The 26,267-nt window shown below is 46.9% G+C and carries 25 protein-coding genes and 1 pseudogene; 1 reads left to right on the top strand and 25 read right to left on the bottom strand.

Going from position 1 to position 26,267, the window contains the following annotated elements; translation table 11 throughout:
* Nucleotides 1-24: 24 nt before the first annotated feature.
* The 15 genes from GX348_12430 to GX348_12360 all read right to left on the bottom strand — a co-directional run bounded on the left by GX348_12430 (nt 25) and on the right by GX348_12360 (nt 14,572).
* Nucleotides 25-678: an MgtC/SapB family protein gene (locus GX348_12430; GenBank protein ID NLP42964.1), complete on the bottom strand. Its 654-nt coding sequence runs from the start codon at nt 676-678 to the stop codon at nt 25-27.
* A 132-nt stretch (nt 679-810) separates the two neighbouring features.
* The gene (locus GX348_12425; GenBank protein NLP42963.1) at nt 811-1,629 is read right to left on the bottom strand and encodes an HAD-IIA family hydrolase; all 819 of its coding nucleotides are present in this window, start codon (nt 1,627-1,629) and stop codon (nt 811-813) included.
* Nucleotides 1,630-1,680: 51 nt separating this feature from the next.
* Nucleotides 1,681-2,046, bottom strand: a complete 366-nt coding sequence (locus GX348_12420; protein ID NLP42962.1) for a DUF1667 domain-containing protein — start codon at nt 2,044-2,046, stop codon at nt 1,681-1,683.
* Nucleotides 2,047-2,056: 10 nt separating this feature from the next.
* Complete coding sequence (locus GX348_12415; GenBank protein NLP42961.1) at nt 2,057-3,319, bottom strand: FAD-dependent oxidoreductase; 1,263 nt, start codon at nt 3,317-3,319, stop codon at nt 2,057-2,059.
* Nucleotides 3,312-4,775: an NAD(P)/FAD-dependent oxidoreductase gene (locus tag GX348_12410; GenBank protein NLP42960.1), complete on the bottom strand. Its 1,464-nt coding sequence runs from the start codon at nt 4,773-4,775 to the stop codon at nt 3,312-3,314. Before GX348_12410 ends, GX348_12415 begins: the two co-directional genes overlap by 8 nt.
* 225 nt (nt 4,776-5,000) lie before the next feature.
* Entirely contained in the window at nt 5,001-6,608 is a 1,608-nt protein-coding gene (locus tag GX348_12405; GenBank protein NLP42959.1) for a (Fe-S)-binding protein, read from the bottom strand.
* On the bottom strand, nt 6,605-7,534 hold the full coding sequence (locus tag GX348_12400; GenBank protein NLP42958.1) for a hypothetical protein: 930 nt from the start codon (nt 7,532-7,534) through the stop codon (nt 6,605-6,607). The genes GX348_12405 and GX348_12400 overlap by 4 nt, the downstream gene beginning before the upstream one ends.
* A 69-nt stretch (nt 7,535-7,603) precedes the next feature.
* On the bottom strand, nt 7,604-7,960 hold the full coding sequence (locus GX348_12395) for a hypothetical protein (protein NLP42957.1): 357 nt from the start codon (nt 7,958-7,960) through the stop codon (nt 7,604-7,606).
* 91 nt (nt 7,961-8,051) lie between these two features.
* Nucleotides 8,052-9,416: a putative sulfate exporter family transporter gene (locus tag GX348_12390; protein ID NLP42956.1), complete on the bottom strand. Its 1,365-nt coding sequence runs from the start codon at nt 9,414-9,416 to the stop codon at nt 8,052-8,054.
* Between the two features lie 112 nt (nt 9,417-9,528).
* The gene (locus GX348_12385) at nt 9,529-9,846 is read right to left on the bottom strand and encodes a TusE/DsrC/DsvC family sulfur relay protein (protein ID NLP42955.1); all 318 of its coding nucleotides are present in this window, start codon (nt 9,844-9,846) and stop codon (nt 9,529-9,531) included.
* A 39-nt stretch (nt 9,847-9,885) separates the two neighbouring features.
* On the bottom strand, nt 9,886-11,220 hold the full coding sequence (locus GX348_12380; protein ID NLP42954.1) for a (Fe-S)-binding protein: 1,335 nt from the start codon (nt 11,218-11,220) through the stop codon (nt 9,886-9,888).
* A complete protein-coding gene (locus GX348_12375; protein ID NLP42953.1) occupies nt 11,217-11,987 on the bottom strand; it encodes a respiratory nitrate reductase subunit gamma in 771 nt (256 codons plus the stop codon). The genes GX348_12380 and GX348_12375 overlap by 4 nt, the downstream gene beginning before the upstream one ends.
* 137 nt (nt 11,988-12,124) lie before the next feature.
* On the bottom strand, nt 12,125-13,147 hold the full coding sequence (gene dsrB / locus GX348_12370; GenBank protein NLP42952.1) for a dissimilatory-type sulfite reductase subunit beta: 1,023 nt from the start codon (nt 13,145-13,147) through the stop codon (nt 12,125-12,127).
* A 31-nt stretch (nt 13,148-13,178) separates the two neighbouring features.
* Entirely contained in the window at nt 13,179-14,372 is a 1,194-nt protein-coding gene (gene dsrA / locus GX348_12365) for a dissimilatory-type sulfite reductase subunit alpha (protein ID NLP42951.1), read from the bottom strand.
* Nucleotides 14,373-14,389: 17 nt separating this feature from the next.
* On the bottom strand, nt 14,390-14,572 hold the full coding sequence (locus tag GX348_12360) for a 4Fe-4S dicluster domain-containing protein (GenBank protein NLP42950.1): 183 nt from the start codon (nt 14,570-14,572) through the stop codon (nt 14,390-14,392).
* 241 nt (nt 14,573-14,813) lie between these two features.
* Between GX348_12360 and GX348_12355 the strand changes: the two genes are divergently transcribed.
* The gene (locus tag GX348_12355; protein NLP42949.1) at nt 14,814-15,800 is read left to right on the top strand and encodes a YeiH family putative sulfate export transporter; all 987 of its coding nucleotides are present in this window, start codon (nt 14,814-14,816) and stop codon (nt 15,798-15,800) included.
* Between the two features lie 153 nt (nt 15,801-15,953).
* On the opposite strand, the gene GX348_12350 is transcribed toward GX348_12355, so the two are convergent.
* The 10 genes and pseudogenes from GX348_12350 to GX348_12305 all read right to left on the bottom strand — a co-directional run bounded on the left by GX348_12350 (nt 15,954) and on the right by GX348_12305 (nt 26,267).
* On the bottom strand, nt 15,954-16,856 hold the full coding sequence (locus GX348_12350; protein ID NLP42948.1) for a LysR family transcriptional regulator: 903 nt from the start codon (nt 16,854-16,856) through the stop codon (nt 15,954-15,956).
* Nucleotides 16,857-16,933: 77 nt separating this feature from the next.
* On the bottom strand, nt 16,934-18,184 hold the full coding sequence (locus GX348_12345; protein ID NLP42947.1) for a diguanylate cyclase: 1,251 nt from the start codon (nt 18,182-18,184) through the stop codon (nt 16,934-16,936).
* Between the two features lie 146 nt (nt 18,185-18,330).
* Nucleotides 18,331-19,341, bottom strand: a complete 1,011-nt coding sequence (hypE, locus tag GX348_12340) for a hydrogenase expression/formation protein HypE (protein NLP42946.1) — start codon at nt 19,339-19,341, stop codon at nt 18,331-18,333.
* Nucleotides 19,338-20,432, bottom strand: coding sequence for a hydrogenase formation protein HypD (gene hypD, locus GX348_12335; GenBank protein ID NLP42945.1), 1,095 nt, complete (start codon nt 20,430-20,432; stop codon nt 19,338-19,340). The genes hypE and hypD overlap by 4 nt, the downstream gene beginning before the upstream one ends.
* A complete protein-coding gene (locus GX348_12330) occupies nt 20,413-20,643 on the bottom strand; it encodes a HypC/HybG/HupF family hydrogenase formation chaperone (protein NLP42944.1) in 231 nt (76 codons plus the stop codon). The genes hypD and GX348_12330 overlap by 20 nt, the downstream gene beginning before the upstream one ends.
* Nucleotides 20,644-20,726: 83 nt before the next feature.
* A complete protein-coding gene (gene hypF, locus GX348_12325) occupies nt 20,727-22,985 on the bottom strand; it encodes a carbamoyltransferase HypF (protein NLP42943.1) in 2,259 nt (752 codons plus the stop codon).
* Between the two features lie 47 nt (nt 22,986-23,032).
* Complete coding sequence (scfB, locus tag GX348_12320; GenBank protein NLP42942.1) at nt 23,033-24,394, bottom strand: thioether cross-link-forming SCIFF peptide maturase; 1,362 nt, start codon at nt 24,392-24,394, stop codon at nt 23,033-23,035.
* A gap of 69 nt (nt 24,395-24,463) precedes the next feature.
* Nucleotides 24,464-24,592, bottom strand: coding sequence for a six-cysteine peptide SCIFF (gene scfA, locus GX348_12315; GenBank protein NLP42941.1), 129 nt, complete (start codon nt 24,590-24,592; stop codon nt 24,464-24,466).
* 87 nt (nt 24,593-24,679) lie between these two features.
* Nucleotides 24,680-25,753: a copper amine oxidase gene (locus GX348_12310; GenBank protein ID NLP42940.1), complete on the bottom strand. Its 1,074-nt coding sequence runs from the start codon at nt 25,751-25,753 to the stop codon at nt 24,680-24,682.
* 395 nt (nt 25,754-26,148) lie between these two features.
* Nucleotides 26,149-26,267, bottom strand: a pseudogene (locus tag GX348_12305) (IS3 family transposase).

The raw sequence follows: 26,267 nt of genomic DNA, 5'->3' as shown, positions 1-26,267 counted from the left end.
TGGTGTAGCCCATCAGCTTAGGTTCTACTCTTGTCGAACTTCTTTAACACCCTTGACTGCGATTATTTGCTGCGTTAAATCGGACATGCTCATATTACTGGGCATTAATAAATTAATCGTAATTATCGCCAAAGTGTCTTGCTGCTCTATTTTTATATCACGAATGCTAGCGCCACAATTGCCGAGTATTGAGCTAATCTGCCCGATCTGCCCGGGAATGTCCAAAGTTTTTACAATCAACTGGGCCAAATAAGCTTGATTGTCTTTATGCTCCATCCGCGCCAAAATGGTCAATGTTAAAAATACCAGTACCGTCGCCATCAGGGCCCCCAAATAATACCCTGCACCCGCTGCCAGGCCAACCCCCGAAACTACCCAAAGACTGGCTGCAGTTGTCAGACCTTTGATTGTTGGGCCTTCTTTTAAGATACTGCCTGCCCCCAAAAAACCGACACCGCTTACGACTTGTGCGGCCAAACGGGCCGGGTCGGCATTGGTCAACCCTTGAACCGAGCTATAAATATTAATCGAAAGGACCATAATCAGACATGATCCCACCGCGACCAGAATATGCGTTCTAAGCCCCGCTGCTTTATGTCGGGACTGACGCTCATAACCTATGATACCGGCAAATAATGCCGACGCAACCAGTCTAAACGCAACTTCCCAGTCAGCAATCATAATGCCCCTCCAAGATAGCCTCTATTACCATGATAACACAAATTAACAGAAAGACAAAATATACCGCAATGTCGCTTAATCCAAAAAAAGATAGGCCCTACGGGCCTCAAATCTAATGTACATGACGTTTTATTCATTATGATCTGCCCCTTTTAAGGCCTTCATCAAAGCACTGACATCGTCAAAGATAAAATTGGGCTGAACCTCGGCATGTTCTAAATCAGCCAACTTGGTTTCACCGCTTAATACCAATATGCCGCATATGCCGGCGTTTTTGGCCATTTTGATGTCAGTATATACCCGGTCACCCACCATGGCCGTCTCCTGGCGCCGACAGTGCATTTTGGTCATAAGGGCATCAATCATCTCCTGATAAGGTTTACCGATGATTTTAGCTCTTTTGCCGGTTGAAGCGTAAATAAGTTCTAACATAGCTCCGGTATCAGGCAAGTAACCCGAACGCTCGTCAGTAGGACAATTTATATCCGGATGGGTAGCAATAAACGGCACATCCTCCCTAATTAAATGACAGGCTTCAGCCAGCTTAGCATAGGTTAATGTCTGATCAAAGCCAAGCACCACATAATCAGGCTGTTCGGCAGTAAGTGTAAACCCTTGATCAGCAAACTCCTGTTCAAGGTCAGGCGTACCCAATAGGTATACCCGGGCATCGGGTTTTACCGAATTAAGATATAGCGCCGTAGCTTCGCCTGAAGTCATTACCTCATCGCTAGTAGCCGGAATGCCCAGTCCTTGAAGTTTTTTCACGTAGCTTAATTTATTCTTCGATGAATTGTTTGTTAAAAATAGGTACTGCCTACCGCTGCTCTTAAGATATTGCAGAAATTCCAGCGCACCCGGAAGCAGGTTTTGACCCATGTAAATGGTGCCATCCATATCCAGCGCAAAATATTTAAGGCTGCGCAGCCATGCTTGTTTTTGCGGCATGATAAGCCTCCCAATTTCAGTTTAAAAGTACTGTTCCCCGTTGCATTATACTTACATTAAATCACGGGCGGCTACAATATCAACCCCTAAACCCAGAATATCCGCGCAGATGACATCGCCCTCTTTAACCGGGGCTTTGGTCTCAATTTGCGACAGAAAACAGGCGCAATCCATTACCCTGTCCTTAGGCAGCGCGGTTTTTGATATTACCGGCAGCAGCGGCAGCTCGGCGCCTGAGATTCTAACAGTGGTTGTGAGCATTCTTTTAGGCGCAGTCACTTCTTCGCGGGCGTATTTCTCACCCCGCGGGCAGGTAAACCCAGATACGCCGGTGACTTCGCCGTTCTTTATTTCAACCTCACCCAGACAACCCATAGGGCATACGATACAACTAAGTCGTCTTGTTACTTGTTCCATTAGTTACACCTCACTTTGCTAACGCTACCGTAATTTTATCATCACATGCACTGACAGTTTCGGCAGGAAGTTCGACTACAATCATTTCGCCTGGCTTAGCAACCGCTAATTTACGGCTATACAACTTCTTGCCGGCGCTTTCAATATTAAGCGTAACACGATGTTCAGGCTGAGCCACACGCATAAACAGCCTTACCGGTTCAGCGCTTTGCGGAGTAATAGAAACATGCTGCGGCACAACAGTACGCATACCATTTTTCGCCTCGACAGCTACAACTTTACGCACCGCTTTAAGCTGACCAAGCGCATATTTTGCGGCAGCAGCTCCGGCAATTTCGCCTTCCTGCGATACAAAATCTACCAAGTCGTGAACATGGACAACATTGCCGGCAGCGAAAAAACCGGGCAATGTAGTATGGCGGAATTGATCAACAACCGGCCCGTTGGTAAGACTATCCATTTCCATGTCAAGCGGCCGGGATAATTCGTTTTCCGGAATTAAGCCGACTGATAAAAGCAGGCAGTCACAATCAATATCAAACTCCGAGCCGGGGATTATCCGGCGAGTCTCATCAACTTTGGCGCAGGTAACGCCTGTTACCCGGTCTTTGCCATGGACCTTAAGAATGGTATGGGACAAATGCAACGGGATATTAAAGTCTTCCAGACATTGAACAACATTTCGCGTCAAGCCGTTTGAGTACGGCATAAGCTCAAGGACAGCCTGAACTTGCGCGCCTTCTAATGTCAGGCGGCGAGCCATGATAAGACCGATATCGCCAGAACCAAGAATAACGATCTTTTTACCGGGCAGGAAGCCTTCCATATTCACCATGCGCTGAGCCGCACCGGCGGTAAATACACCTGCCGGACGCCCGCCGGCAATACGGATGGCACCGCGCGTCCGTTCCCGGCAGCCCATCGTGAAAATGACAGCCTTAGCCTCAATCTTAAGCATGCCTTGCTTAGGATTAACAGCATATACCGTTTTGTCCTGTTCAACATTAAGCACCATAGTATCAAGCATAATCTCAATAGCCGGGTCAGCGTTGACCATTTTTATATAACGTCCGGCATAACCCGGGCCGGTCAATTCCTCTTTAAAACGGTGCAGACCAAAACCGTTATGGATACACTGCTGCAATATGCCGCCGAGTTCACGGTCGCGTTCAATTATTAGTACTTTTTCTGCTCCGGCTTGACGGGCACTCAGCGCAGCCGCCATTCCGGCCGGACCGCCGCCGACAATTACTACATCGTAAGTATTAGTCATTACTTTTGCACCTCCCAGAAATCTTGTCGAAGAACAAATACGACTGGGTTGTGTCTTTGCGAACCTCAGTAACCGGGATATTGAGCTCACGGGCAAGAATTGCCGTAACACGCGGCCCGCAGAACCCGCCTTGGCATCGGCCCATACCGGCTCTGGTGCGGCGTTTAACGCCGTCAACCGTTACAGCTCCGCATGCTGAATGAATAGCATCGACAATCTCACCTTCAGTAACTGTCTCGCAGCGGCAAATAACCCGGCCATACAGCGGATTTCGCGCAATAACCTCTGCTCTTTCAGCATTGCTAAGTTCATGGAACTTGACTTTGGGTGGATTCTTTGGAACAAAATTGGCTTTTTCAATCAAAGCAAGGCCCTGATCTTTCAGAATTCCAACAATAATCTCAGCGATAGCTGGGGCTGCTGTCAGACCAGGTGATTGAATGCCGGCGGCTTGGATAAGGCCGTTAGCACTGTCGGATGCTTTTAGAATGAAGTCGCCGTCACCGGCTGCTGCCCGAAGCCCGGCGAATTGAGTAATGGAGGCATGCATCGGCAGGTTTGGCACGGTTTTGCCCGCTCCCGCGATAATTTCCTGCAAACCATCGGGTGAGGTGGCTATATCTGCTTTATCATCAATATCTTGAGCGTTTGGTCCAATGAATAAGTTGCCATGGACAGTCGGCGAAACCAAGATGCCTTTTGATACCTTGCTCGGCGTTGGGAAGATAACGGTATTTACTAGATTAGCTGCCGTCTTATCGAATAATACATATTCCCCCTTGCGCGGCTTAATATTGAAGCTGTTATCGCCGGCCGTGCGGCTAAGATCATCGGCAAAAAGGCCGGCCGCGTTTATAACATACTTAGCGGCAATAAACCCTTTGGCTGTTTTGACGCCGGTAACTTTACCATCAGCAACAACAATTTCTTCAGCCGGGCACTCAGTATAAATTTTTACCCCATTTAAAACAGCGTTATTGGCAAAGGCAATTGTTGCCCCAAACGGGCACATAACCCCGCCGGTCGGAGCCCAAAGTGCACCCAATACCTTGTCAGATAAGTTAGGTTCCCGCTGTAAAACCGTTTCTCTATCCAGTATTTCAAGACCAGGCACACCGTTCTCGCTGCCGCGCATTAACAAATCACGCAATGTTACCATTTCTTCTTCACTGGTCGCAACAACCAGAGAACCGATGAATTTAATGTCTATCCCGAGGTCTTGGTAAATTTCCCGATACATTTCATTGCCGCGAACGTTGGTAATCGCTTTAAGTGTTCCTGGTTTAGCGTCAAAACCGGCATGCAGAATGCCGCTGTTGGCTTTAGACGTTCCCATTGCGACATCCGGCTCTTTTTCGAGAAGCACTACATCAAGATCATATCGGGATAACGCTCTTGCAATTGCTGTACCAACAATACCTCCGCCGACAATAACTATATCCGCTTTGGCTGTAATGGTCATGGCCTAATATCCTCCCTGTATTATACGGACAGAAAAAACAAAAGCCCAAATATATTCTGAATTTCAGAACATATTTGGACTACTCTGTATCTCCAGTCCGCAATATTAATTTAGTTTCTATAAACTAGGTTCTTGGGAATTTACAATTTTCCTGCTTAAAATTAAATTTTCTTTTATCACCCAGCTTCAGCCATGCTTTCAAAGCTACCAAATTATCGCTTAAAATTCGTCTTCCCAGCTGATGAACGGCTGCGGCAAATCGGGCATGGCATTAACCATCAATTCAACTAGCCCACCGTAAATAATGTTGTATTTATCTCTGAATCCGTAGTGCCCAATTAATGCATCGCGGGCCGCGCCCTTGCAATTGGAGCAGGGAGCGCAGTAGTACTTAGGTATGGCCGGATCCAGACAATCATTGAAGGCCTCGATTACCTGGCGCGCTTTACGGCGGCTAGCCAGTGAATTGCGCCATTCGGGGAAATTTTGTGAGTTCATAATGGCAAAACCGCTGCCACCGCCGCAGCAGTAATTACTAACGCCGCTGTTCGGCATTTCCCGAAATTGTCCCGGCGAAACGATATGATTAATTATATTACGCTGCGGCGAAATTATCCCCATCAGCCTAACCATATTGCAGGGGTCGTGAAGGGTAACTGGGAAGTTATTGCGGGTCGGGTCAAATTTTACAGCGCCGCCGGTTATAAGGGATTCTAACAATGGCAGGCAGGACTCGCGCGGTATAGCCATATCACCGGTAATTAATCGGTCAGCAATACTGATTAGTGCCTTAGTAGCATGGCCGCACTCCCCGACGACAATCTTTTTGACCCCTAAGCGCTTGGCGGCCTGAACCTGACCCAGTGCGATCCGGGCAAACTGAATATCATCATACCAAACACCGTAATTAACGCCTTCATAACCCATAGATTCACTTGAAAGTGTCCAGTTAAGACCGGCCGCTTCAAATAATATCGCAAAAGCTGCCGGATTTTCCGGCCATGCTACATACTCGCCAGCATTGTGGATTAAGAGAATATCGGCATTTTTCTTATCAACAGGTATCTTAAGGCGCTTACCCGTCTTTTCTTCAATAATATCCTCGATGAATTCAATATTATCCAAAAAAGCGGCGCTATTCATCCCGGTTGACGAGCCGGTTTTAAGATGCTGGATAGTGCCGGATTTGTGAACATTATCAGGCGCAATTCCCATCTCTTGACTGAAGAGTTTGCGTAGTTCTCGGGCTAAAAGAGCATTATCAACCCCCAAAGGACAAACCGATGCGCATCGCCGGCATAACGTGCAGCGATAGGCTAGTTCAGCCAAATGGTAAACTACCCGCCAGTTAAGTTCAATATCTGCGCCCACCCATCTGCCGAGCAATTTCCCTGCCGGAGTAAAATAACGACGGACGATACGCCGCAAAACTTCTGAGCGAAAATTAGGCCGATAAACATCATTGCGTCCGCTTTCGATAAATACCGGGCAGGCCTCGTTGCAGGTATTGCACTGCATGCAGTAAGAAGTCGACAGCGTTGTCGGCTGGAGGAACCCCCAATTGTTCTGCCGATCAAATATTTTTTCTAATCCCTTGAGGAACGCTCTCACAATAGCCTGCTCTTGTTCTTTATTTTTAGGTAAAGGCAGACTAAGGGCTGAGAATCCGTCAAGTGAAAAGTCGTATTTACTGATAGTATCAGGCTTTAATTGTTTAAACGGCGTATTATCTTCGCCCGGCAAAGGCAGCAGATCTTCGGCGCCCAATAGCGAAACTACAGGTTGGTCTGAGCCAATATCCCCCAGACTAACTCGTTTTTTCATCATTTAGGATCCTCCTTTCCTTGAGATACCTGCGCACTCCAAGATGCCTGCGTTTGCACATGGTCCGCAGACCAGTCAACTTGGTAATTAAAATAGCCGGAAATGTCCTGTTCCATTTTACTGCCAGGTTTCATCATTTCATCGTCCCACATGATATTGTGATAAAAGAAATACTTAACAGCAAAATGCATCATGCGGCCAAATGGCAATAACAGCAAAAAAATCCCGAATACTAGAAACTGGATGATAATGAGCGGGTGCTCAATAGTTCCTGGATTAAAGACCAGCAGCGTCATTATTTGCTGCTTAATAATTGCAAAGGACGGGTCAGCAACCAGCCATGCGGCAAAACCGGAGCCAAATAAAAGTGCCATAAGATATAGGTTGAAATAGCACACAAAATCAGACATGTACCTTAGCTCCTCATCGGTATGCCGTCGCCATAAAAGCAACAGACTGCCGATAAGACCGGAAGTTAAACCGATAACACCGCTCGAAAACTCCAGCCACTCAAGCGCATAATCAAAAGCTGTCTCGGCCTTGTTTATATCACTGAAACCAGCGACGGCAAGCCCGGCATCCAAAATTAAGAAAGTCAGCCACAACCCACAGAGGTAAAGGCCGGCGTGTAGCGGAAAACTTCCTTTCCATAGCTTAGGATTATGGACAAACGCCTTTTTAATAAATAACATTTCCTGACTCATTTCCTTCATTTCATGAAGCATTGAGCGCTGCGGCGGCAGTTTGCTGTAATCAACCTTTTGGTACTTAGATCCTTCTGGTCCCTGATGCGGTACAGGGTATAAATCCCAACGCAGATGTCTGGGCATTTTTGCATACCCCAGAACTTTATATGCCGTGACAGAAACAAACACGAGAATAGCAATATAAATCAACGGCCCGGTAATAAACCACCCCAAAGACACCATAGCAGCACCTCCCGCCTTAAATATTTAAACCAGCAATAACGCTAGGCGCAGTTTCTCAAATACCGTATCTTACAGCATGCCCCAGCCTCGCGTATATTCCAGTAAAATCTGAAACTCCGGATCCTTAAAGCCTGCTGCGATGAGGTCGCGTTTTATCTCATAAGCCTCAACCGTGGTTGAATAGCAGTATATTGCCATCTTATCAGCCTCAAAAATAAACCCCTTAGAGGCCATAACATCCATCATCGCTGCTACCCGATTAGCCCTTTTTGTCATTAAACGTCCGGCCTCTCTCACAGCAGCCGCATCGACTTTTACACCCCGGCCGACATTTTCCCAGTAAGATTCATCCGGCGCTAGCCACAATTTTACCCGCGTCAGGTGTGTGACAACGGGAGGACCGTACTTTTGTCTGACTTTCTCCATCAATATCACCTTTTCTCCGATGGTTAACCTGTTTATAATTGATTAGGCCAGCCGCTAGATCATTAATCCCAGCGGCTGGCTATACACTATCCTATTTTACATTCAACCAGTAATCGACAAAGATAACATTTGATAACCAGTAGCCCAATGGGACGTTAATCAGTACACCAATGGTGAAGGCCGCAAACGGTTTCCAGCCGGCAGCCGCCAAATCCCTGAACCTGGTCGTGAAGCCGATACTCAGGAAGGTCCAGGTAAAGGTCCAGCTGCGCAAGGTCTTAATTACCCCCAGGGCATCTTTGGAATAGACTGAGCCAAGCTTCGGATCAAGGCTGGCAATTACTAATGTTGTAAATATTGACGCCACGAAGAAGCCAATAACGAATTTGGGGAACCGGCGCCATACTTCACCATAGTCAACCCGCTCGGATTGCGCTAAGCTTTTCTTTTCCCACAAAGTTACCGATAGAATAGCGGCCATCAAAGCCCACAGTCCGACAAACATATCGCGGCCAACAACCTTCATAAGTGTGAAAGTTTTTACTGCGCGATCATCGCCAGGCGGTAAATTAGCCATTGCATTATACTGCTCTGCAGCCGCGAATCCGGCAGCGTCGGCAAATTCAGATGTACCTATCCAAGCTCCGGCCGGGCCGGGTTCCATCCCGAGACTCTTAGCTACGGCCGGCAGGAAGGCAATCATAACTACCGCCCAAATTACGACCAGCGAGATTGCCATGGAAACATGTTCCTTCTCGGCCCGGCAAGCGCCGCCGACAGCGATTGAGCCCGATACACCGCAGATCGAACCGCCGGCGCCGAGGGTTGCACCAAAGCGTGGATCAAGCTTAAACAATTTTGTGGCAGCAAAGTAAATCGAAAAGAAAGTAACGACCGATACAATAGTTGCCTGCAGCATGGCCAGTGGGCCGGCTGTCATAATAATGGTAAACGGAAGGGTCGCCCCCATCAGGACGATACCGGTTTTTACATAGAACTCAGTTCGCAGCGCCTCTTGGAACCAACTAGGCAATTTTATGCAATTGCTCACAATCATCCCAAAAACAAGCGCCAGCAGGGGTGTTTCTAATTGGTAGGTTTTCATAAACTTATTAGAACCAAGGATTGTAATGATTATTGATAAGATATAGAGGACAATAAAACCAGTGACGAACCGCTGAACATTGTAGCCCATTACCTTTGCAGCAATAGTAAAGGCGATAAGGAAAAACCCAAATAAGGTAAATAGACCACTGGGATTTTTGCTCAAGCCTGCTGTAACTTTACTAAAATCATCAGACCAACTGGAAATCTTTACAGCCATGGACTTAAAAAAGCTAATATCACCGGCAAAAAATGCAATCGTGATAAGTACTGTGAGCAATAGCGCAATGATAATGGCCCAGGTATCTTCCCGCTTAATGAACGGAAGACTTGATTGTGGTACTCCAGCCATAGGAATTCCTCCTTTTTATTTAATATCAGGCAGCATTCGAGCCGCCTGACGGCTTAGGCTTACGCCAAGCTTGCTGGAGTAGGATTAGGCGTAAGCCAAGCGTTCAGCGTGATTATACACAGCCGGTCGGTTTAGGCAATCCAGCTAGCTTGCACGCCCCTTTTGCCGGGCCGGAGGGAAATAGTTCATAGATTTCCTTTAAGGTAAATCCGGTATCTTTGCAAAGCTTGCGAATCATCGGCGCAATGCCGAATTTCAGGTAATACTCACGAAGATAATTAATAACCTTCCAATGCTTTTCGGTCAATTCATCAACATGTTCTTCCTTGGCAAAATAAAAGACGATATCTTCATTCCACACCGACGGATCGACAATAAATCCATCCTCATCAATTTCTATCTGCATTCCTTTAATATCAATTACGCTCATGTGAGCACCTCCTCAGTCCCATTTCACCATTTCAATTTTCTAATCCAATACTATTGCCTTGCCTACCAAATCCATTACGCCGCCCATCTCAAAATCGATTAAGCCATAATGTTTCATGACGGGGGGAATTTGCGCCTTACAGATAGAGCAAGGAATAGCCAAATAGTCAATCTTACCGACAGCTTTAACTTGTTCGGCCTTTTTCCGGCCCAATTTCATGCGAATATCCATCATCTCATCCATCAAAATACCTGACCCGCCGCCGCAGCAGAAATTGTCCTCGCGATTGGGTGTCATTTCAACAAACTCATCAACGCAGGCTCTGACAATGCGGCGCGGCTGCTCAATAACATCACCGGCCCTGGCTAAGTTACAGGGATCATGTAAAGTCACCCTAATCGGCAATTTGTTAAATTTGAGTTGGCCTAAATGACGGTCACAGTATTCATGGATGTGAATGAGTTCAAAGGGCACCGGACCGTTTAACCCCTCGGTATACATTTTGGCAGCTCGCCAACCATGCCCGCACTCACCTTGAATTACAGTTTTGGCACCAACGGCAGCAGCAGCCTCTTTTAGCCGCAAATTATGACTATGCATAGCGTTGTAGTTAAACAGCAGGCCAAAGTTTGCGGCTTCGAGCACTGATGAAGATATTGTCCAGTTAGCCTTAAGCTTATGAAATAACTTAGCGGTGCCATACATTGTATAAACATTGGTGAAAAAGTCAGCTGATGATGGTATAAACAAAATATCCGAGTTTGGTTTATCAACCGGTATCTTGATGCTTACTCCGGTTTCTTCCAAAAGATCATCTTCCATAAATTCGACGGTATCCAGGGTAGCCAGCTGATTGATGCCCATGTTATTGCCAGTCTTGACCATATTAGCAGCAACGCCCTGCATAAATTTCGGCATAATACCCAGTTCCGACAGAATATGACGGGCCATTATCGTTATTTCGGCAGTATCAATTCCAAACGGACAAAATCTGGCGCAGCGACGACATTCATTGCACTGATAAAAATAGGTCAACCACTTGCCGACAGTGTCTTCATCAAAATCTTCAGCCCCGACAAACCGATTAAGCGTTCTGCCGGCCCAAGTAAAGTACCGTTTATAGATACTGCGCATCAAATCAGCCCGGACGGCCGGAATATTATGATAATCTTCGGTACCTAAATAGCTGTGACACTGTTGCATGCAGCTGCCGCACCTGGTGCAAGTATCAAGCATAGTCATGAGCGAGCGCAGTTTAGGCAGCATTTCTTCGAGTTTTTCAACAAATCTCAGCTTCAACTCAGCTTCCGGTGTTACCCTATACCCCAGGGCCGCCACTTCATTGGCTTTGGCTATGTGTAAAGGAGGCTTCACTCAGCAGCCCTCCTTGCGCCGAAATCGGCCTTAGTAATACTGCCCGCTGTTGGATAGGCCGGCGGCGGCGCAACAATGAGCGACCGCGTTACAAAGAATCCGGCCAGATGCACAAGCTTAGAGAACGGGAAGTATATCAAGAGAATATTAACTAAGAAAAAATGACTTAGAAAAATCCAGTTTTGCGGCGCGGCAGCCGGGCAGAAGGTTATTAGCCCTGCCATATAACTCCGGATAGCTGCCAAGTCTACTTCCAGTGTTGTCAGCCGCATATGCATACCACTAATGACAATGGCCAACAGCAGGAGAATATCAAAATAATCGGCCGGATTGGACATCCGCTTTACTTCCGGCACTGCTGTCCGTCGATAAAAAAGCACTATTAACGCTCCTAGTAGCAGTATGCCTGCCCCTGTTCCCAAAGCAGCTGACATAGCTACGCTTTGGGACGGGGACATCCCGAGCGCCGTAAATTGCAGGCCCAATTGTGATATTCCGACAATATGACCGCCAACAACGGCAAATAGTCCAATATGCATCAGCCATGCCCATAGCCACAGCCCTTGTTCGCTGCGCCTCAGGCTATCGAATAATATTAACTCCTTACTTATCGCCAGCACCCTGCCGGCGGTGTCGGCAGGGGCAGGGAACATTGTAAGCTTAAACGGCACCGGGCATTTAAGCCAGGTTGCAATCCGCCATATCATTCCTGCCAGAAAAACGCCTGCCGCAAGATAAGGGAGAACCTGACCAATCAAAAAGAGCATAATCATCCCCCCGCCGGTACCCTATTTTTTTCAAAATTAGGCGCCTTGAGATCGCCGCGCTCCGCTCGTAATGACATTTTAGTCGATTGACAACCCTTTAAAATGTCGCTCAAACGGTAGCGCGGCAATCTTATATTTTAATACTTAAACTGCGTTGTCGATCTGAACGTAGTTGTTGCGTGAGTAAAATCGTCAATATGTTTAGCAGTAAACGGAAGGTCAGTCAGCTTGAAGAAGCGTTCCCAGCCGATTCGCTCTATCCACTCGCCCATTCGCTCGCCTTCACGAGCATGATCGGCCCAAACCTCGACCAAATGTTTGACTGCATCGGTAACTTCCGGCCATTTCGGCGGATTATTGGGCAAGAAAGGAATGGCTAGTTTCGAGAACATCGGTGCAGTACGAGCATTGGATAGCTTGCCGCCGACCCAGATTGATACACCGTCATTAGGAGGATCCATTATTTTAATGGCCGGGCAAACAGCTGTACAGTTGCCGCACATCATACATTTTTCAGGGTTTATTATGACGCTTTTTGCCTTGGGATTGGGACGGATGGCCCCGGTAGGACAGGCAGCAATAGTAGTTGGAATCTCACAGATTTTGCTGACCATTTCGTCATTGACGCGTGGAATTGTCCGGTGAATGCCAACGACGCTGATATCTGAGCAGTGGCAAGCCCCGCACATATTAACACAGCAGGCGACGGCAATTCTCAACCGGGCCGGGACTTTGATTTTGCCGGTAAAATAGTCATGGAGTTCATCCATAATATTCTTAGAAAGACCCGAGGCATCGGTTACCGCACTCTTACAGTGAATCCAACCTTGCGTATGGACGACATTACTAATTGATACCCCCACACCACCGATGAGATAGTCTTTGGCATCAAGCTCGTCAATAAGGGGCTGCAGTTTGGACTCATCCGAAACCAGAAACTCAACATTATTGCGGGTAGTAAACCGCAGGAAACCATCACAGTACTTGTCAGCAATATCCGAAATATCGCGAATAAAGTCGCTGCAGACTAACCGGGGCGAGGCCACGCGCACTGAATGCAGCACAGCACCGCTATTGCTGACATGCCTTAAAACACCGGGACGCGGAATGGTATGATATTTCCATTGACCGTAGTTTTCTTTAATAATCGGCGGGAGCATTTCCCGAAAATCGGGCGGTCCAAAGTCGGTTCTAGCCACGTTTCTCTACCTCCTCCGGGTTCCAGAATATATAAGGATTATGGCGCGGCGCCTTAACCATCTGCGGCAGCGGCTCGAGGCCAACAGCTTCAAGGAAGTTTGCCAGGCCAACTCTTTCAATCAATTCGCCCACCCGTTCACGGTTCTTAGCGTTATCTGCCCACCAGTCGGTGACTTTATTAATTAAGTCTTTTAGCTCGGTATACGGCGGCTCCGTCTTCATAAACGGCACTAGTACCCAGCCAATCATTGGGCCCTTGACAACCGGGACTTTACCACCGATTAGGATAGTAGCGCCGGTTTCGGTACCGATACTGATAGCTTTCGGCATTACATTAATGCAGTGCATACAGCGGGTGCAGTCCTCGGCACAAAGGCTGAGTTCCTGTTTATCGGCATCCCAGCTAAGCGCCTGGGTCGGGCACTTATTAATCAACTGTTCATTTATCTTGAAACCGTCAGCAACGTATTCACGCACCGCTTCCATATCAATTCGCAAAGTATCGCGCCAAACACCAATTACAGCAAGGTCGGAACGCGCCGAGGCCGCTGCACAGTCATTCGGGCAGGCCGAAACTTTAATTTTAAATTTATACGGCCACTGCGGACGATGGATAACATCCTGATAGTACAGCGTCAAATCACGAATAATATCAGTACTGTCAATACAAGCTTTTTCGCAGCGCGCTTTACCGACACAGCAGCTCAACGTCCGCATGGCGCCGCCCGAACCGCCAAGATCAAACCCAATCTCTGCCAGTTCATCAACACATGGCTGAAGATTTTCAGTTGTGGTACCAAGCAAAATGATGTCGCCTGTAGATCCATGCATGTTATAAAGACCGCTACCATACTTATCCCAAACATCGGCTAACTGGCGCAGCTTTTCAGAAGTATAAAAGAAGCCGGCTATTTGATTTACCCTTGCAGTATGGAATTCTCTAACATGGGGGAACTTTTCAGGAATATCGGAATAACGTCCAACAACCCCGCCGCCATAGCCTTTAACTCCGACAATACCACCATGCTTCCAGTGTCCAACATTTTCTTCATAGGAAGTTTCCAATTGCCGCAGCAGATCGGCAGCACTTTCGTTCTTAGCTGCTGCTTTTTTCATTTGGGTAACAAAACTTGGCCATTCACCCTTCTCCAACTCATCCAAAAGCGGAGTTTTCATTTCGTCCATTTACTTCACCTCCGAAATTAATACTCTTCAACTGTGATTGCGCCAACTTCGCATATTGCGACACAGCTTTGACAGCCCATGCAGTCATCGCCAACAACCTCGGCTTTTTCGCCTTCCATTTTAAGAATTTGTGCCGGGCAGGCTTGAGTGCATTCACCGCAGCCTACACATGTGTCAGCGTCAATCGTCACTAAAAACATTAATGCCCTCCCCCTTCGTCCTACTTACTAAACGATATTCTGGTGGTTTTACGAATATGACAGAAAAAAAAATTCTAGTTGCACTTTTGTACAACTAGACGACGCAAAACCTTATTATCACTAAAACCGATGAATAGTATAAGATTTTCTAATTTTACAGAATGTAGCGGCGACAGTACAATAATGAAAGTAATCATATGACATCGAACGACAAATTCTGTCAAAAATTTGGAGGCAAACTATGAACACTATTCGTACTTTACTGCCAGGCATTGCATTTGCTGCGGTTGTTGCTGTACCGGCTTGGCTTTTGGGCAAATTATTTCCTATTGTCGGCGGACCGGTTTTTGGAATTATCCTCGGTATCATGCTCGCCGCTTTGAAACGGCCTACAGTGTTTGATACCGGCATAAAATTTACCGGAAAAAAGGTTCTGCAAGCTGCAATTATCCTATTAGGCTTTGAAATGAATTTATTTAATGTTTTAGCAGTTGGCAGCCAATCGCTAATTATCATGATTTTTACGCTTGCGGCAGCTTTCATTACTGCTTGGTTTATGGGCAGTTATCTAAAACTCGTTGGCAATACTAGCATTCTCATTGCCGTAGGAACAGCAATTTGCGGCGGCTCTGCCATCGCGGCCACAGCTCCGGTGATATCCGCAAACGATAAGGAAATTGCCTATGCTATCTCAACAGTTTTTTTATTCAACATTGCCGCCGTGTTCATTTTCCCGTTTATCGGCCATCTCCTTGACATGAGCGACATCGGTTTTGGAATATGGGCAGGGACAGCTATTAATGATACTTCCTCAGTTGTAGCAGCCGCCTATTCTTATAGTCCGGCAGCCGGCGAGTTTGCGACAATCGTAAAATTAACCCGTACTTTGATGATTATTCCCATAACCCTCGTGTTGGCTGTCTATACCTCCCGCGCCAGCCAAGAACCAAATAAATTTAATCTCGTAAAAATCTTTCCCTGGTTCGTCCTTGGCTTCCTGGCAACTACCATAATAAGCACAACCGGTATTATACCTGCAGCAATCTGTGACCTACTTGGCGCAACCGGAAAGTTTTTTATAATAATGGCTATGGCAGCCATCGGCTTAAATACTCATGTCGTTCAATTGCTCAGTAACGGAATCAGACCGATACTGCTCGGCCTATCCTGTTGGATAGCCGTCGCTGTAGTGTCACTTGTTATTCAGTATCAATTTAACTTAATTTGATAACAAAGAGGCGGTGTGTCAAGGAGCGGTTCACTTGACACACCGCTTTTGGACAGGTCTTAATTTTGTGCTTTTGTACCAAGACAAAAAAGCACAGGCTAATGTACTAGCCTAGCCGGTCATATAAAAAAAAGAGCCCGTTTTATGGCTCCTTCATCTATCATTCCTGGTTTTTTCCATAACATATGCCATGAACTTTTCGACAGCGTGGGTTCGGAATCTTTCCTTGTGATATATCATGGTGAACTTTCGCGGAATGACTCCTTCCTGCAGCGGAATGGCAATAAGTTCGCCGCGTTGAAGTTCACTTTCTACTGTTAATGCCGAAATAGCAGTAATTCCAATTCCCAACTTTACGGCTTCTTTAACAGCCTGCGTACTTCCCATTTCCAGCACCACATTAAGCTTGCTTGGGTCGATACCATGCATAGTTATAAACTCCTCAAAAATCTTGCGGGTTCCTGAGTCTTTTTCCCGCATTACCCAGCGGACGCTCTTAAATTCTGCCAATGACATCCTATTTAACAGATGCTTATATTGCGGTGAAGCAATAACGATAAGCTCATCGCCGCCAAATTTAGTATCGACCAACATATCGAGCGGTTCATAATGGCCTTCGATAAAGCCCAAATTAATGCTGCCCCCAACTACCATAGCCGTAATTTGCTCAGTATTAAAAACGTCCATGGAAGCTTCGACTAAAGGGTGCTCTAAACTAAACGATGCAAGAATGCGCGGCATATAGTATTCGCCGATTGTCAAACTGCAGCCAATATTTAGCTGTCCCATAATATCCGCTTTTAAGCCTTGCATTGCTTTGTTTGATTCTTGGTAAAGCCGTTCTAATTCGATGGCATAAGGATAAAGCGCCATACCGGCCTGGGTTACCATAATCTTACGGTACATGCGGTCGAATAGCTTTATATCATAATAACTTTCAAGACTCTGAATCTGCTGACTTACTGATGATTGTGTCATGTGCAGTTCTTGAGCCGCTAATGAAAAACTTCCTTTTTCTACGACTGTTTTAAATACTTTCAATTGAACATCAAGCATTATGTCACCATCCGCAATTATTTTGCGAATCATATCTAATCTGGATTCTTATACCATCTAGCTTTTATGCCGCCTCGCTACATTCTACCGCGCAGCATTTTCTCCTGATACATATTAAAGTCAGCTGCTCTCAGCAAGTCTGCAATGCAGACTGATTCGCTGCAGCTACAAGCGGCATAACCAACCGACATGCTAATCGTAAACTCCGGATTACGATCATTATGACGAGCAGCCGCCTCTTGAATCCTTCTATATATCGACTGGGCAGCTGCCAAATCACCGCGCGGCAGCAGGATTGCAAATTCGTCACCGCCAATCCGGCCTACAATATCGCCTTTGCGGACAGCCTTTTTAATAATATTAGCCGCTACCACCAGCAAATTATCGCCCGAGCTATGGCCTAAGGTGTCGTTAACCAGTTTGAGCCTGTCAATATCACACATCATGACGCCAACTGGGCCTTTCCCCTCCTGCTGGATACGGAACATTTCCTGTTCAATATATGTTCGGTTATAGATCCCAGTTAGACTGTCGTGCAGACTAAGATACTTAAGCCGCTTTTCCCGTTCTTTGCTTTCAGTAATATCCCGAACTATTGCTAAAACTTCAGCTGGGCCGCTAACGCCAAGCCGAACTTCCCATACCCTGCTGCAGCCACCAAGCGGAAGTTCATAATCATAAGTCTGCAGCGATTTAGTTCGAAAAGCCCGTTCCATATAGTACCTTGTCAATTCGAGAATCCGTCGCGGCAGCACCTCATTAATATGCTTACCAACTACCTCGCCGGTTGGTTTTAACACGTTCTCATCGGAACCGGCCCTAACTTCCAGAATAATGCCATCCTGGCTCAGCCGAAACATAGTATCAGGTAACGCTTCGATTAACGCCTGATTATCCATTCCACCAAGCTGATCTGCTGACTCTGCAGCTTTGCGGCACGAAATATCCCGAGCAAAACCAACAAGCAGCTGTTGGCTGGATACCGCCAAAATGTGCGCCGTAATCTCCAAAGGCAGTATCTGTCCTCCCTTGGTTTTGAAATTCAGCGTAAAGCAAGTCTGCCTTCCGTTTATAGTCGTACCAAAAGGAGCGATTTTTTGGAGAGCATCTTCGCTAACAACATCATAAAACGCCATTTTAAGCATCTCAGCTTTAGTATAACCCAACATACAACACATTTTAGCGTTGACCTCAATATACATGCCCGGAACAGCATCATTTAACAGACATACCAAAATCCCATCATTGCTGTATTCAAAGATAGTCTTATAAAGGTCTTTGTATAAAGCCATCTCGCGGGTTGTCGGCGAGGAATTTAATAAACTCATGTCCATCTAGCCTTTCACGTATTTAAGGTCGAGTATTCTTACATATTCTACAGCCATTGGGAAAATCCTACAGGCAAAACCCTACATAATAAAAAAAACTTGCTGAATTATCAGACGAGTGTGGCTATTCAGTAATATGACTGGCATCAGCAAATTCGAGGCAATTGATCGCCAATTAGCATATCAAGCAGCCTTACACCGCCGATTGCCGTTTCCAAACCGACCTGCCCCGCCGGCTTACTGACTATCCTGCCAATTACACAGGCGTCTTTTCCATAACAATCTGCTTGCATAATCTCAAGTACCTTCTTGGTATATTGGGCATCTACAATGGCAATCAGCTTACCTTCATTAGCCATATATAAAGGATCATAGCCTAAAATATCACAGGCTGCTTTAACTGCCGCCCGCACTGGAATAGTTGTCTCGTTAAGCAGGATACCCACCTTGGCAGCGGCAGCAATTTCATTAAGGGCAGTCGCAAGGCCACCCCGGGTTGGATCGCGAAGTACGGCAATGTCAGGAACAGCCGCCAAAACTGCTTCCACCAAATGATTAAGCGGAGCGCAATCGCTGCTTACCGATTCTGGCAGAATAAGGCCATGCCGTTCACTCATAACGGCCAGTGAATGGTCACCCAAGTAGCCACTGAGAATAATATCCTGCCCCGGTTTTACCCGCTGGGGTGAGATATCAACACCGTCCATTACCGCCCCTACTCCGGTGGTATTCAGATAAATGCTATCTATAGCCCCTTTTTCAACGACTTTGGTATCGCCGGTGACAATTTGTACTCCGGCCTCAATTGCTGCTGCCTGCATTGACTTAACAATCCGTTTAAGATCATCGAGGGCAAAGCCTTCTTCAATAACCATTCCAACACTTAAGTATAGCGGCTTAGCGCCCGTCATGGCTAAGTCATTTACCGTACCGCAAACAGCAAGCTTCCCGATATCGCCGCCCTTAAAAAACAACGGCTTTACAACGAAGGAATCAGTGGTAAAAGCCAGCTTGATTCCGTTTATATCAAGTTTCGCTCCATCATGCATTTCACCAAGGATGGGATTGGCAAAAGCCGGCCACATTACTTGCTCGACAAGATCGCGGCTCAGTTTTCCGCCGCTGCCATGAGCTAATTGAATATATTTATCGTTCACAGCTGCCACCTCCCTGCGCCATATTTATACCAAGCTGCACAAGCGCCCTCAACCGAAACCATGCAGGCGCCGACCGGCTGCTCAGGACGGCAGGCCGTTCCAAACAGCGGGCAGGCTGTAGGTTTTATAATGCCGCTTAATACCTCGCCACAGCGGCAGCCGCTGATTTCATGCGAAACAGGCTTCTCGACCGGCAGACAGGCGGCATCAAACAATCGGTATTCGGGCTTTAATTCCAAGCCGGAACCGGCAATTACCCCAAGCCCGCGCCACGCAGTATCACAAGGCTGGTATACCTCACTCAGTATCTGCTGCGCCGTACTATTGCCGGCAAAAGGCACAATTCGGCGGTAATGGTTTTCAAGTTCGGCCCGGCCTGCACGAAGCTGTTTTACAAGCATATACACTGCTTTTAAAATATCGAGCGGCTCAAACCCGGCAACTACCGCCGGAATTCTGTACTCGTCCTCAAGAAACTTATATGGCTTTAGACCAATGATAGCGCTAACATGTCCCGGCAGCAAAAAACCGTCCACCTTTACCTTCGGCTCTGTTAATAATCCCCGCAAGGCAGGAGGTACCAATTTATGGGCTGATAAAACAAAGAAGTTAGTAATTCCTTGCTGTTTAGCCGTCAAGATTGTGGCAGCGGCTGTCGGCGCCGTTGTTTCAAAGCCAACGGCTAAGAAAATTACCTTTTTATCCGGATTGGTCTTAGCTATCTCTAAACTGTCGAGCGGAGAGTAGACTATCCTAATATCGCCGCCCTCAGTCCTAGCCTCCATCAGTGTCTTGTCGGTACCCGGCACACGCAGCATATCGCCGAAGGTGGCGATTATTGTATCACTTTGATGGCTAAAGGCGATTGCCGTATCAAGATATTCGTTAGGAGTCACACAAACCGGGCAGCCCGGGCCGCTTACCAGCTCAACCTCAGGCGGCAGAAGTTGGCGGATGCCGGCTTTAAAAATGGCAACTGTATGGGTGCCACATACCTCCATTAACCGTAGCGGGCGATCAGTAAACTGGCGGATTTCGGCGATATAAAAGTCGGCAGCCTTTTTGACCTCGCTAGCTGTCATGCTCTGCATACATTTCCAGCTCCTTAAATAATTCAAGGGTTTTATGCGCCTCTTCTTCGTCTACAGTTTGAATGGCAAAGCCGGCATGGACTAATACATAATCGCCGATTTTGACCTCCGGAAGCAGCATGAGACTAACCTGGCGGGTAATGCCGCTAATATCGACAGTGCCCAGCATATCAACCTTATCAACAATCTTGCCCGGAACCGCTAAACACATAGGTACTAAGCTCCTTTCATAAAACCACCACTACCACTTTTAACTTATTACCTTCCCGTAACTCCAATTTCCAAAGCTAATTTCTAATTACCAATAATACTTGCCGCAATTACAGCTTGGCCTAGTGCCAGCCCTCCATCATTAGACGGTACCTGACGATGTAAATAACAATCGTAACCGCTTCGCTGCAGCAGCTTAAGCGTCTCATTCAGCAGCGTAATATTCTGCCAAACGCCGCCGCTCAGTGCCACCTTCCTTATCCCGGTATCTTGGCTGATTAGGCTGATTATGTTTACAGTAGCCGCTGCCAAGGTGATATGAAAACTCGCTGCTAATTCGGCAGGACTTGTTCCTTGCTGCAGTTGTCTGATAAGCTCGCCGAAGGTTGGTTTGAAGTCAAGCTGATAGGGGCTTGCTTTTATAATATCATAGGGCAGTACACTGCCCCGTTGTCCGGCGGCAGCCAGTTCCAGTTCAACAGCTGCCTGGCCTTCATAATTTATTTGATTGCGGATATTCAGCAGGGCTGCCGCAGCATCAAACAGCCGTCCAGCACCCGATGCCAGCGGGGCATTTAAGCCTTTAGCCGCAGCATCGGCAACTAATTTCCACGTACCCGGCAAGCTGCGGACAAACGGAATATCTATTCCGGCCAATCCCTTGCCGTAAATCTCGTACAGCAGCCACAAAGCCAACCGCCAAGGCTCTTTGATGGCCTTAGTTCCGCCCGGCAAGCGCAGATATCGCAGATGGCCGGCTCGTACAAAGCTTTTGAGATCGGCCACAATAAACTCGCCGCCCCATAATGCACCGTCCAGGCCATAGCCCGTCCCATCAAACGCCACACCAATGACCTTCTCGGTCAGGCCATGCTCGGCCATTACTGCCGCAATATGAGCATGGTGATGCTGAACCCCGACCTTCGGCAAATCAAGGGTAAGGGCATACTTGGTTGACAAATACTCGGGATGAAGATCATAAGCGACCGCCACAGGGTTAATGGTAAATAGTTTCTGGAAATGCTTAATAGAATCGACATAAGAGTTATATGTCGCTAAGTTCTCTAAGTCACCGATGTGGGCGCTCATAAACGCCTGCTTATCGCGGGTCAGACAAAAAGTATTTTTTAGCTCGCCCCCTGCCGCCAGAACCTGGGGCATCTGATAAGCCAGACTGATGGGAGACGGCACCAAGCCGCGGCTGCGTCTTAGCATATACTGCTTTTCAGCAACCACCCGCATTACCGAATCATCCACCCGACGATAAATCTGCCGGTCATGAACGAGAAAATAATCAGCTATCGACGATAACTGCACCATGGCATCATTATCATCATACACAATTGGCTCATCACTGGTATTGCCGCTGGTCATAACCCAAACCTCCGGCTCATCAAGCAGCAGCCAGTGGATAGGGGCATAAGGTAGCATGGCACCCAACCAAGGGTTATTTGGTGCTACATTGTCCGCCAAATTATAATCAGGTTTCTTAGCCAGCAACACAATCGGCCGGACAATTCCGCCAAGCATAATCTCTTCAACCGGCGAAATGAAACATAATCTATGTATCGCCTCGATACTGCCGCCCATGACGGCAAAAGGCTTATCTTCTCTTGTTTTACGAGCACGGAGCTTTGTTACCGCCTGCTCGTTTCGCGCATCGCAGGCTAAATGATAGCCGCCGATGCCCTTAACAGCAACTATGCAACCCTCTTTAACAAGCTTTTTGGTCTTAGCAAATATGTCTTGGCGTTCTACCGGCTTACCGGTATTATCCAATAGCTGATAAGATGGTCCGCACTGCTGACAGGCATTGGGCTGGGCATGAAACCGCCGATCGGCAGGATTATCATATTCATGCTGACAGCTCGGGCACATTGGAAAGACCGCCATCGTGGTAAAAGGCCGGTCATAAGGAATGTCTTTGATTATACTATAGCGCGGTCCGCAGTTGGTACAGTTGATAAACGGATAACCGCTGCGCCGGTCGGTACTATCCTTAAGCTCACGCTGACAATCAGCGCAAGTTGCAACATCGGGCGATACCAAGGCCGTTTTAGCCGCTGTACTATCACTGTTTCTGATAACAAAGAGGCTGTCACCGCCGACTGCTGCCGGCGTTATTTTAACTTCGGACAACACAGCTAATGGCGGCGCCTGCGTCGTTAGAGCCTTTACAAAAGCTTCTAGACTTGCAGTCCGCCCCTCAACCTCAAGCTCAACTCCGGCAGCGTTATTTAGAATAAAGCCGCTAAGCTCAAAATGATTGGCCAAATTAAAAACAAAGGGGCGGAAACCCACCCCTTGTACGATACCGGCAATATTAATCTTAAGACGTTTCATAACGTTCTCCTATTTTAGAGGGGTGCTTATTAATTCCGCATTATTCCTTATTTTTCCTGCTGACTGGCAAGTGCTATTTTTGCCTGAATCATCAACGCGCATTCAAGCCGTTTTTTCTGAAGCTTGCAGCCAATTTCATAAGGTTTATAAATATCCCCACTGAACAAATCAGCGTTGGCATGACAGCCGCCGCTGCAATAGAACCGCGCCCAGCACTTAGCGCATTCCGGCTTGTTGAGAACATGAGCCTGCCGGAACTTCTCGGGCATTTTAGTTTCTTTAACGCCCTCAAAAACCGTACCCAGTCGATATTTTTCACGACCGACAAATTGGTGACAAGGATAGAGCTCGCCGTCCGGGGTAACAGCAAAGTATTCATGACCGGCTCCGCAGCCACTCAGCCGCTTGGCAACACAAGGCCCATTATTGATATCCATATTAAAATGGAAGAACTCAAAACCATTGCTGGCCAACTTACGATTGAGATATTCAACGGCGAGCTCTTCATACTGCTGGTAAAGCTTAGGCAGGTGTTCTTCTTCCAAAGCATAGTCACAGTCCTTAGCGACAACGGGCTCTACCGATAAAAGATTAAAGCCTAAATCAGCCATTGCTAAAACATCGGCGGCGAAATCAAGATTATTGGCCGTGAAAGTACCGCGCAGATAATAATTCTCACCGTTACGAGAATCGACTGTTTTGCGGACATTTTTTAAAACCCGGTCAAAGCTGCCCCGTCCGTCAACATGCGGCCGCATATTGTCATGGACTTCGGGCCGACCGTCCATACTTAGTACCAGGCTTATATTATTATCATTTAGATATTTTATATTCGCATCGTTTAGAAGTACGCCATTTGTTGTCAGCGTAAGCTTGAAAACCTTGCCTGTTTCGCTTTCACGCTGTCTTACATATTCAACAACAGCTTTGACGGTATCCATATTCATTAGCGGTTCGCCGCCAAAAAAGTCAATTTCACAGTGACGGCGCGCGCCGCTATTTTCAATAATAAAATCTACCGCCCGCTTGCCGACCTCTTGGGACATAAAGCCGCGGTCATGACCGAAATCACCGGTACCGGCAAAACAGTACTTACAGCGCAAATTACAGTCATGGGCTATATGCAGGCAGAGTGATTTGACCAATGGCTTATCGCTAAAAGTCGGCGGCACATTGATATCAGGCGCAAACAGCTGACCCTCGGCCATCAAGCCGCGCAGTTCAGCCATTACTTCCTTAAGCTCGACTTGCTCATATTTACCGTCAAGAGCGGCCAGAACTTTCTGGTCATTATTGCCGGTAAAGACATCCATTATATCATAGACAATTTTATCAATAACATGCACGGCGCCGCTATTGATGTCGAGCATTATATACATGTCATTGAGATAAAACTTATGAATTTTCATTAAGTACAACCTTTCATATATGAAAATAAACCCCTTGCCGAACTTACGGCAAGGGGCTGTTCCTCCGGCCTATTGCTTCTGGCAGACCTGATTGCCAACAGTGCAGGATGTTTTGCATGCCGACTGGCACGAAGCCTGGCATTCGCCGCAACCGCCTGTATGTACAGTTTTTTGCAATGAAGCTGTATTAACAGTCATAATATGCTTAGCCAAAGTAACCCCTCCTTGAACAACTACATTTTTACTTAATCTATTTTATCCCTTTTCGGATTTGGAATCAAGTAGTTATTGTTCTGGAGTTAGCACTAACCTAACCGGCAAGTTAGATGCGCCCGGCGGGCTAAAGGTCAGCCACAGTGATTGACCGCCGTCAAAGGTGCCCAAGTAAGCTGCTTCCTTCTCGGTTGCGCCGAAGGAGGTCGCATTCTCCGGAGTCGGAATTACCGATCGAATCTGATGCTGATACTTGAGGCCCATGCCACCGGCGTATTGGCCGCCGCGCGGATTGAGGTGATACGCAATTTTGCCATCGTAATGCGATGGAATAAAGATCTTATAGACAACACCATAATTGCCATAGTTAAGCACCATGCTGCCGTCTGTTTTATCGATGCCGGTCACATATTTATCAAGCTTATTGTCGGCAAGGGTAATGGCTACCGGCCCATCTTTTTTAGGGCTGTACGCTTGGTCAGCTACCAGCAGACGGTCTGCCCCTTCAAAAGTTCCCCGCAAACGCCATTGATCGGCGGGCAGGATTTTAGCTGTTTTTGCAAACTCTTTCACATCTGCGTCAACGGGCAGCATCATAACACTAACCTTTACCGGGCGGTCGGTTATAAAGTCATACATGCCGTTAACGAGCTCGTTAGTCTGGACAACAGCATCGGCCAGTTCAGTAGAGAGCTGCCGGGAACCGCCAGCCGGAACTTCGACCAAATACAAATTGTTGTCGGCAAAATACTCCATCTGGACTTCCTTGCCAATTGCCAAATAATCAAGTCCAGGACCACCCAAACCAAACTGCGTTACTGTAATATTAGCCGGCTTATCGCCATCATTCTCGAACAATACAACAATTTTTTTGGGCTCATCAGTAGCATTTACATGATGAAAAAACAGTCTGGCTTTCCCGTCTACCGTATCCTGATATGTAATACCATCCTCAGGCACCATCTCCGGGCTATCTGATAGTAACAATTTACCGCCCGAATAAGTTTCTTTAACCTGCCACTCGGGCAGTTTGAGTAAATCAATACCGTTCAACCGGTCTTTTACCGCGTCAGCGGCCAAGCCTGTGCTGTTAACACACAAAGCCAAGGCTACCGCCGCCGGCAGTATGTATCGAAAAAATTTCATTATATCCCTCCTAACATAAGTGCATTATAGCAATAACTTGTTTTTATGTAAACGTTTTTTCGCTTCTTCCAAAATTAGTATATGTCAAGGGGATTTTTACGTCCGTTGACCTTTGATGCTTATAGTACGATGAATCATCGCCCGGTTAATAGATGGTATGCTTTGAAACCTCCAAGGACAAAGGTGACGTTCCTTTTTCGTCACCTTCTCTCAAATCTTAGGACAAAGGGGACGTTCCTTTTTCGTCACCTTCTCTCAAATCTTTACTATTACGCCGAGATATTCCGGTTGCTCTCTCAATTTAATCATAGCACGACGTTCAGTATTCAGTAATTTAACTATGTACGTTGGATAGATAGATGACAAACAAGGAACGTCCTCGTTGTCCACAGTTACTTTCGTCCTAAGATCAGCGCTGCTTGCTTTAGTATGTCATTCTCCATTTTTAGGCGTTGATTTTCTTTACGAAGCTGAATTAATTCATTTTGTTCAGCACTTCGATTATCGGCCTCTT

Source organism: Veillonellaceae bacterium, from assembly GCA_012523975.1.
GTDB lineage: Bacteria > Bacillota > Negativicutes > JAAYSF01 > JAAYSF01 > JAAYSF01.
The sequence above is the reverse complement of the archived record's forward strand: the minus strand, read 5'-3'. Positions and strand labels throughout refer to the sequence as shown.

Coding starts and splice junctions, on each gene's coding strand:
- dsrA (NLP42951.1), bottom strand. CDS start 14,372: ATGGACGAAATGAAAACTCCGCTTTTGGATGAGTTGGAGAAGGGTGAA.
- hypD (NLP42945.1), bottom strand. CDS start 20,432: ATGCAGAGCATGACAGCTAGCGAGGTCAAAAAGGCTGCCGACTTTTAT.
- scfA (NLP42941.1), bottom strand. CDS start 24,592: ATGACTGTTAATACAGCTTCATTGCAAAAAACTGTACATACAGGCGGT.
- GX348_12310 (NLP42940.1), bottom strand. CDS start 25,753: ATGAAATTTTTTCGATACATACTGCCGGCGGCGGTAGCCTTGGCTTTG.
- GX348_12390 (NLP42956.1), bottom strand. CDS start 9,416: ATGGCTGGAGTACCACAATCAAGTCTTCCGTTCATTAAGCGGGAAGAT.
- GX348_12385 (NLP42955.1), bottom strand. CDS start 9,846: ATGAGCGTAATTGATATTAAAGGAATGCAGATAGAAATTGATGAGGAT.
- GX348_12415 (NLP42961.1), bottom strand. CDS start 3,319: ATGACTAATACTTACGATGTAGTAATTGTCGGCGGCGGTCCGGCCGGA.
- GX348_12395 (NLP42957.1), bottom strand. CDS start 7,960: ATGGAGAAAGTCAGACAAAAGTACGGTCCTCCCGTTGTCACACACCTG.
- GX348_12350 (NLP42948.1), bottom strand. CDS start 16,856: ATGCTTGATGTTCAATTGAAAGTATTTAAAACAGTCGTAGAAAAAGGA.
- GX348_12400 (NLP42958.1), bottom strand. CDS start 7,534: ATGGTGTCTTTGGGGTGGTTTATTACCGGGCCGTTGATTTATATTGCT.
- GX348_12360 (NLP42950.1), bottom strand. CDS start 14,572: ATGTTTTTAGTGACGATTGACGCTGACACATGTGTAGGCTGCGGTGAA.
- dsrB (NLP42952.1), bottom strand. CDS start 13,147: ATGCTCCCGCCGATTATTAAAGAAAACTACGGTCAATGGAAATATCAT.
- GX348_12420 (NLP42962.1), bottom strand. CDS start 2,046: ATGGAACAAGTAACAAGACGACTTAGTTGTATCGTATGCCCTATGGGT.
- GX348_12330 (NLP42944.1), bottom strand. CDS start 20,643: ATGTGTTTAGCGGTTCCGGGCAAGATTGTTGATAAGGTTGATATGCTG.
- GX348_12425 (NLP42963.1), bottom strand. CDS start 1,629: ATGCCGCAAAAACAAGCATGGCTGCGCAGCCTTAAATATTTTGCGCTG.
- GX348_12355 (NLP42949.1), top strand. CDS start 14,814: ATGAACACTATTCGTACTTTACTGCCAGGCATTGCATTTGCTGCGGTT.
- GX348_12375 (NLP42953.1), bottom strand. CDS start 11,987: ATGCTCTTTTTGATTGGTCAGGTTCTCCCTTATCTTGCGGCAGGCGTT.
- scfB (NLP42942.1), bottom strand. CDS start 24,394: ATGAAAATTCATAAGTTTTATCTCAATGACATGTATATAATGCTCGAC.
- GX348_12345 (NLP42947.1), bottom strand. CDS start 18,184: ATGAGTTTATTAAATTCCTCGCCGACAACCCGCGAGATGGCTTTATAC.
- GX348_12405 (NLP42959.1), bottom strand. CDS start 6,608: ATGATGAAAAAACGAGTTAGTCTGGGGGATATTGGCTCAGACCAACCT.
- hypF (NLP42943.1), bottom strand. CDS start 22,985: ATGAAACGTCTTAAGATTAATATTGCCGGTATCGTACAAGGGGTGGGT.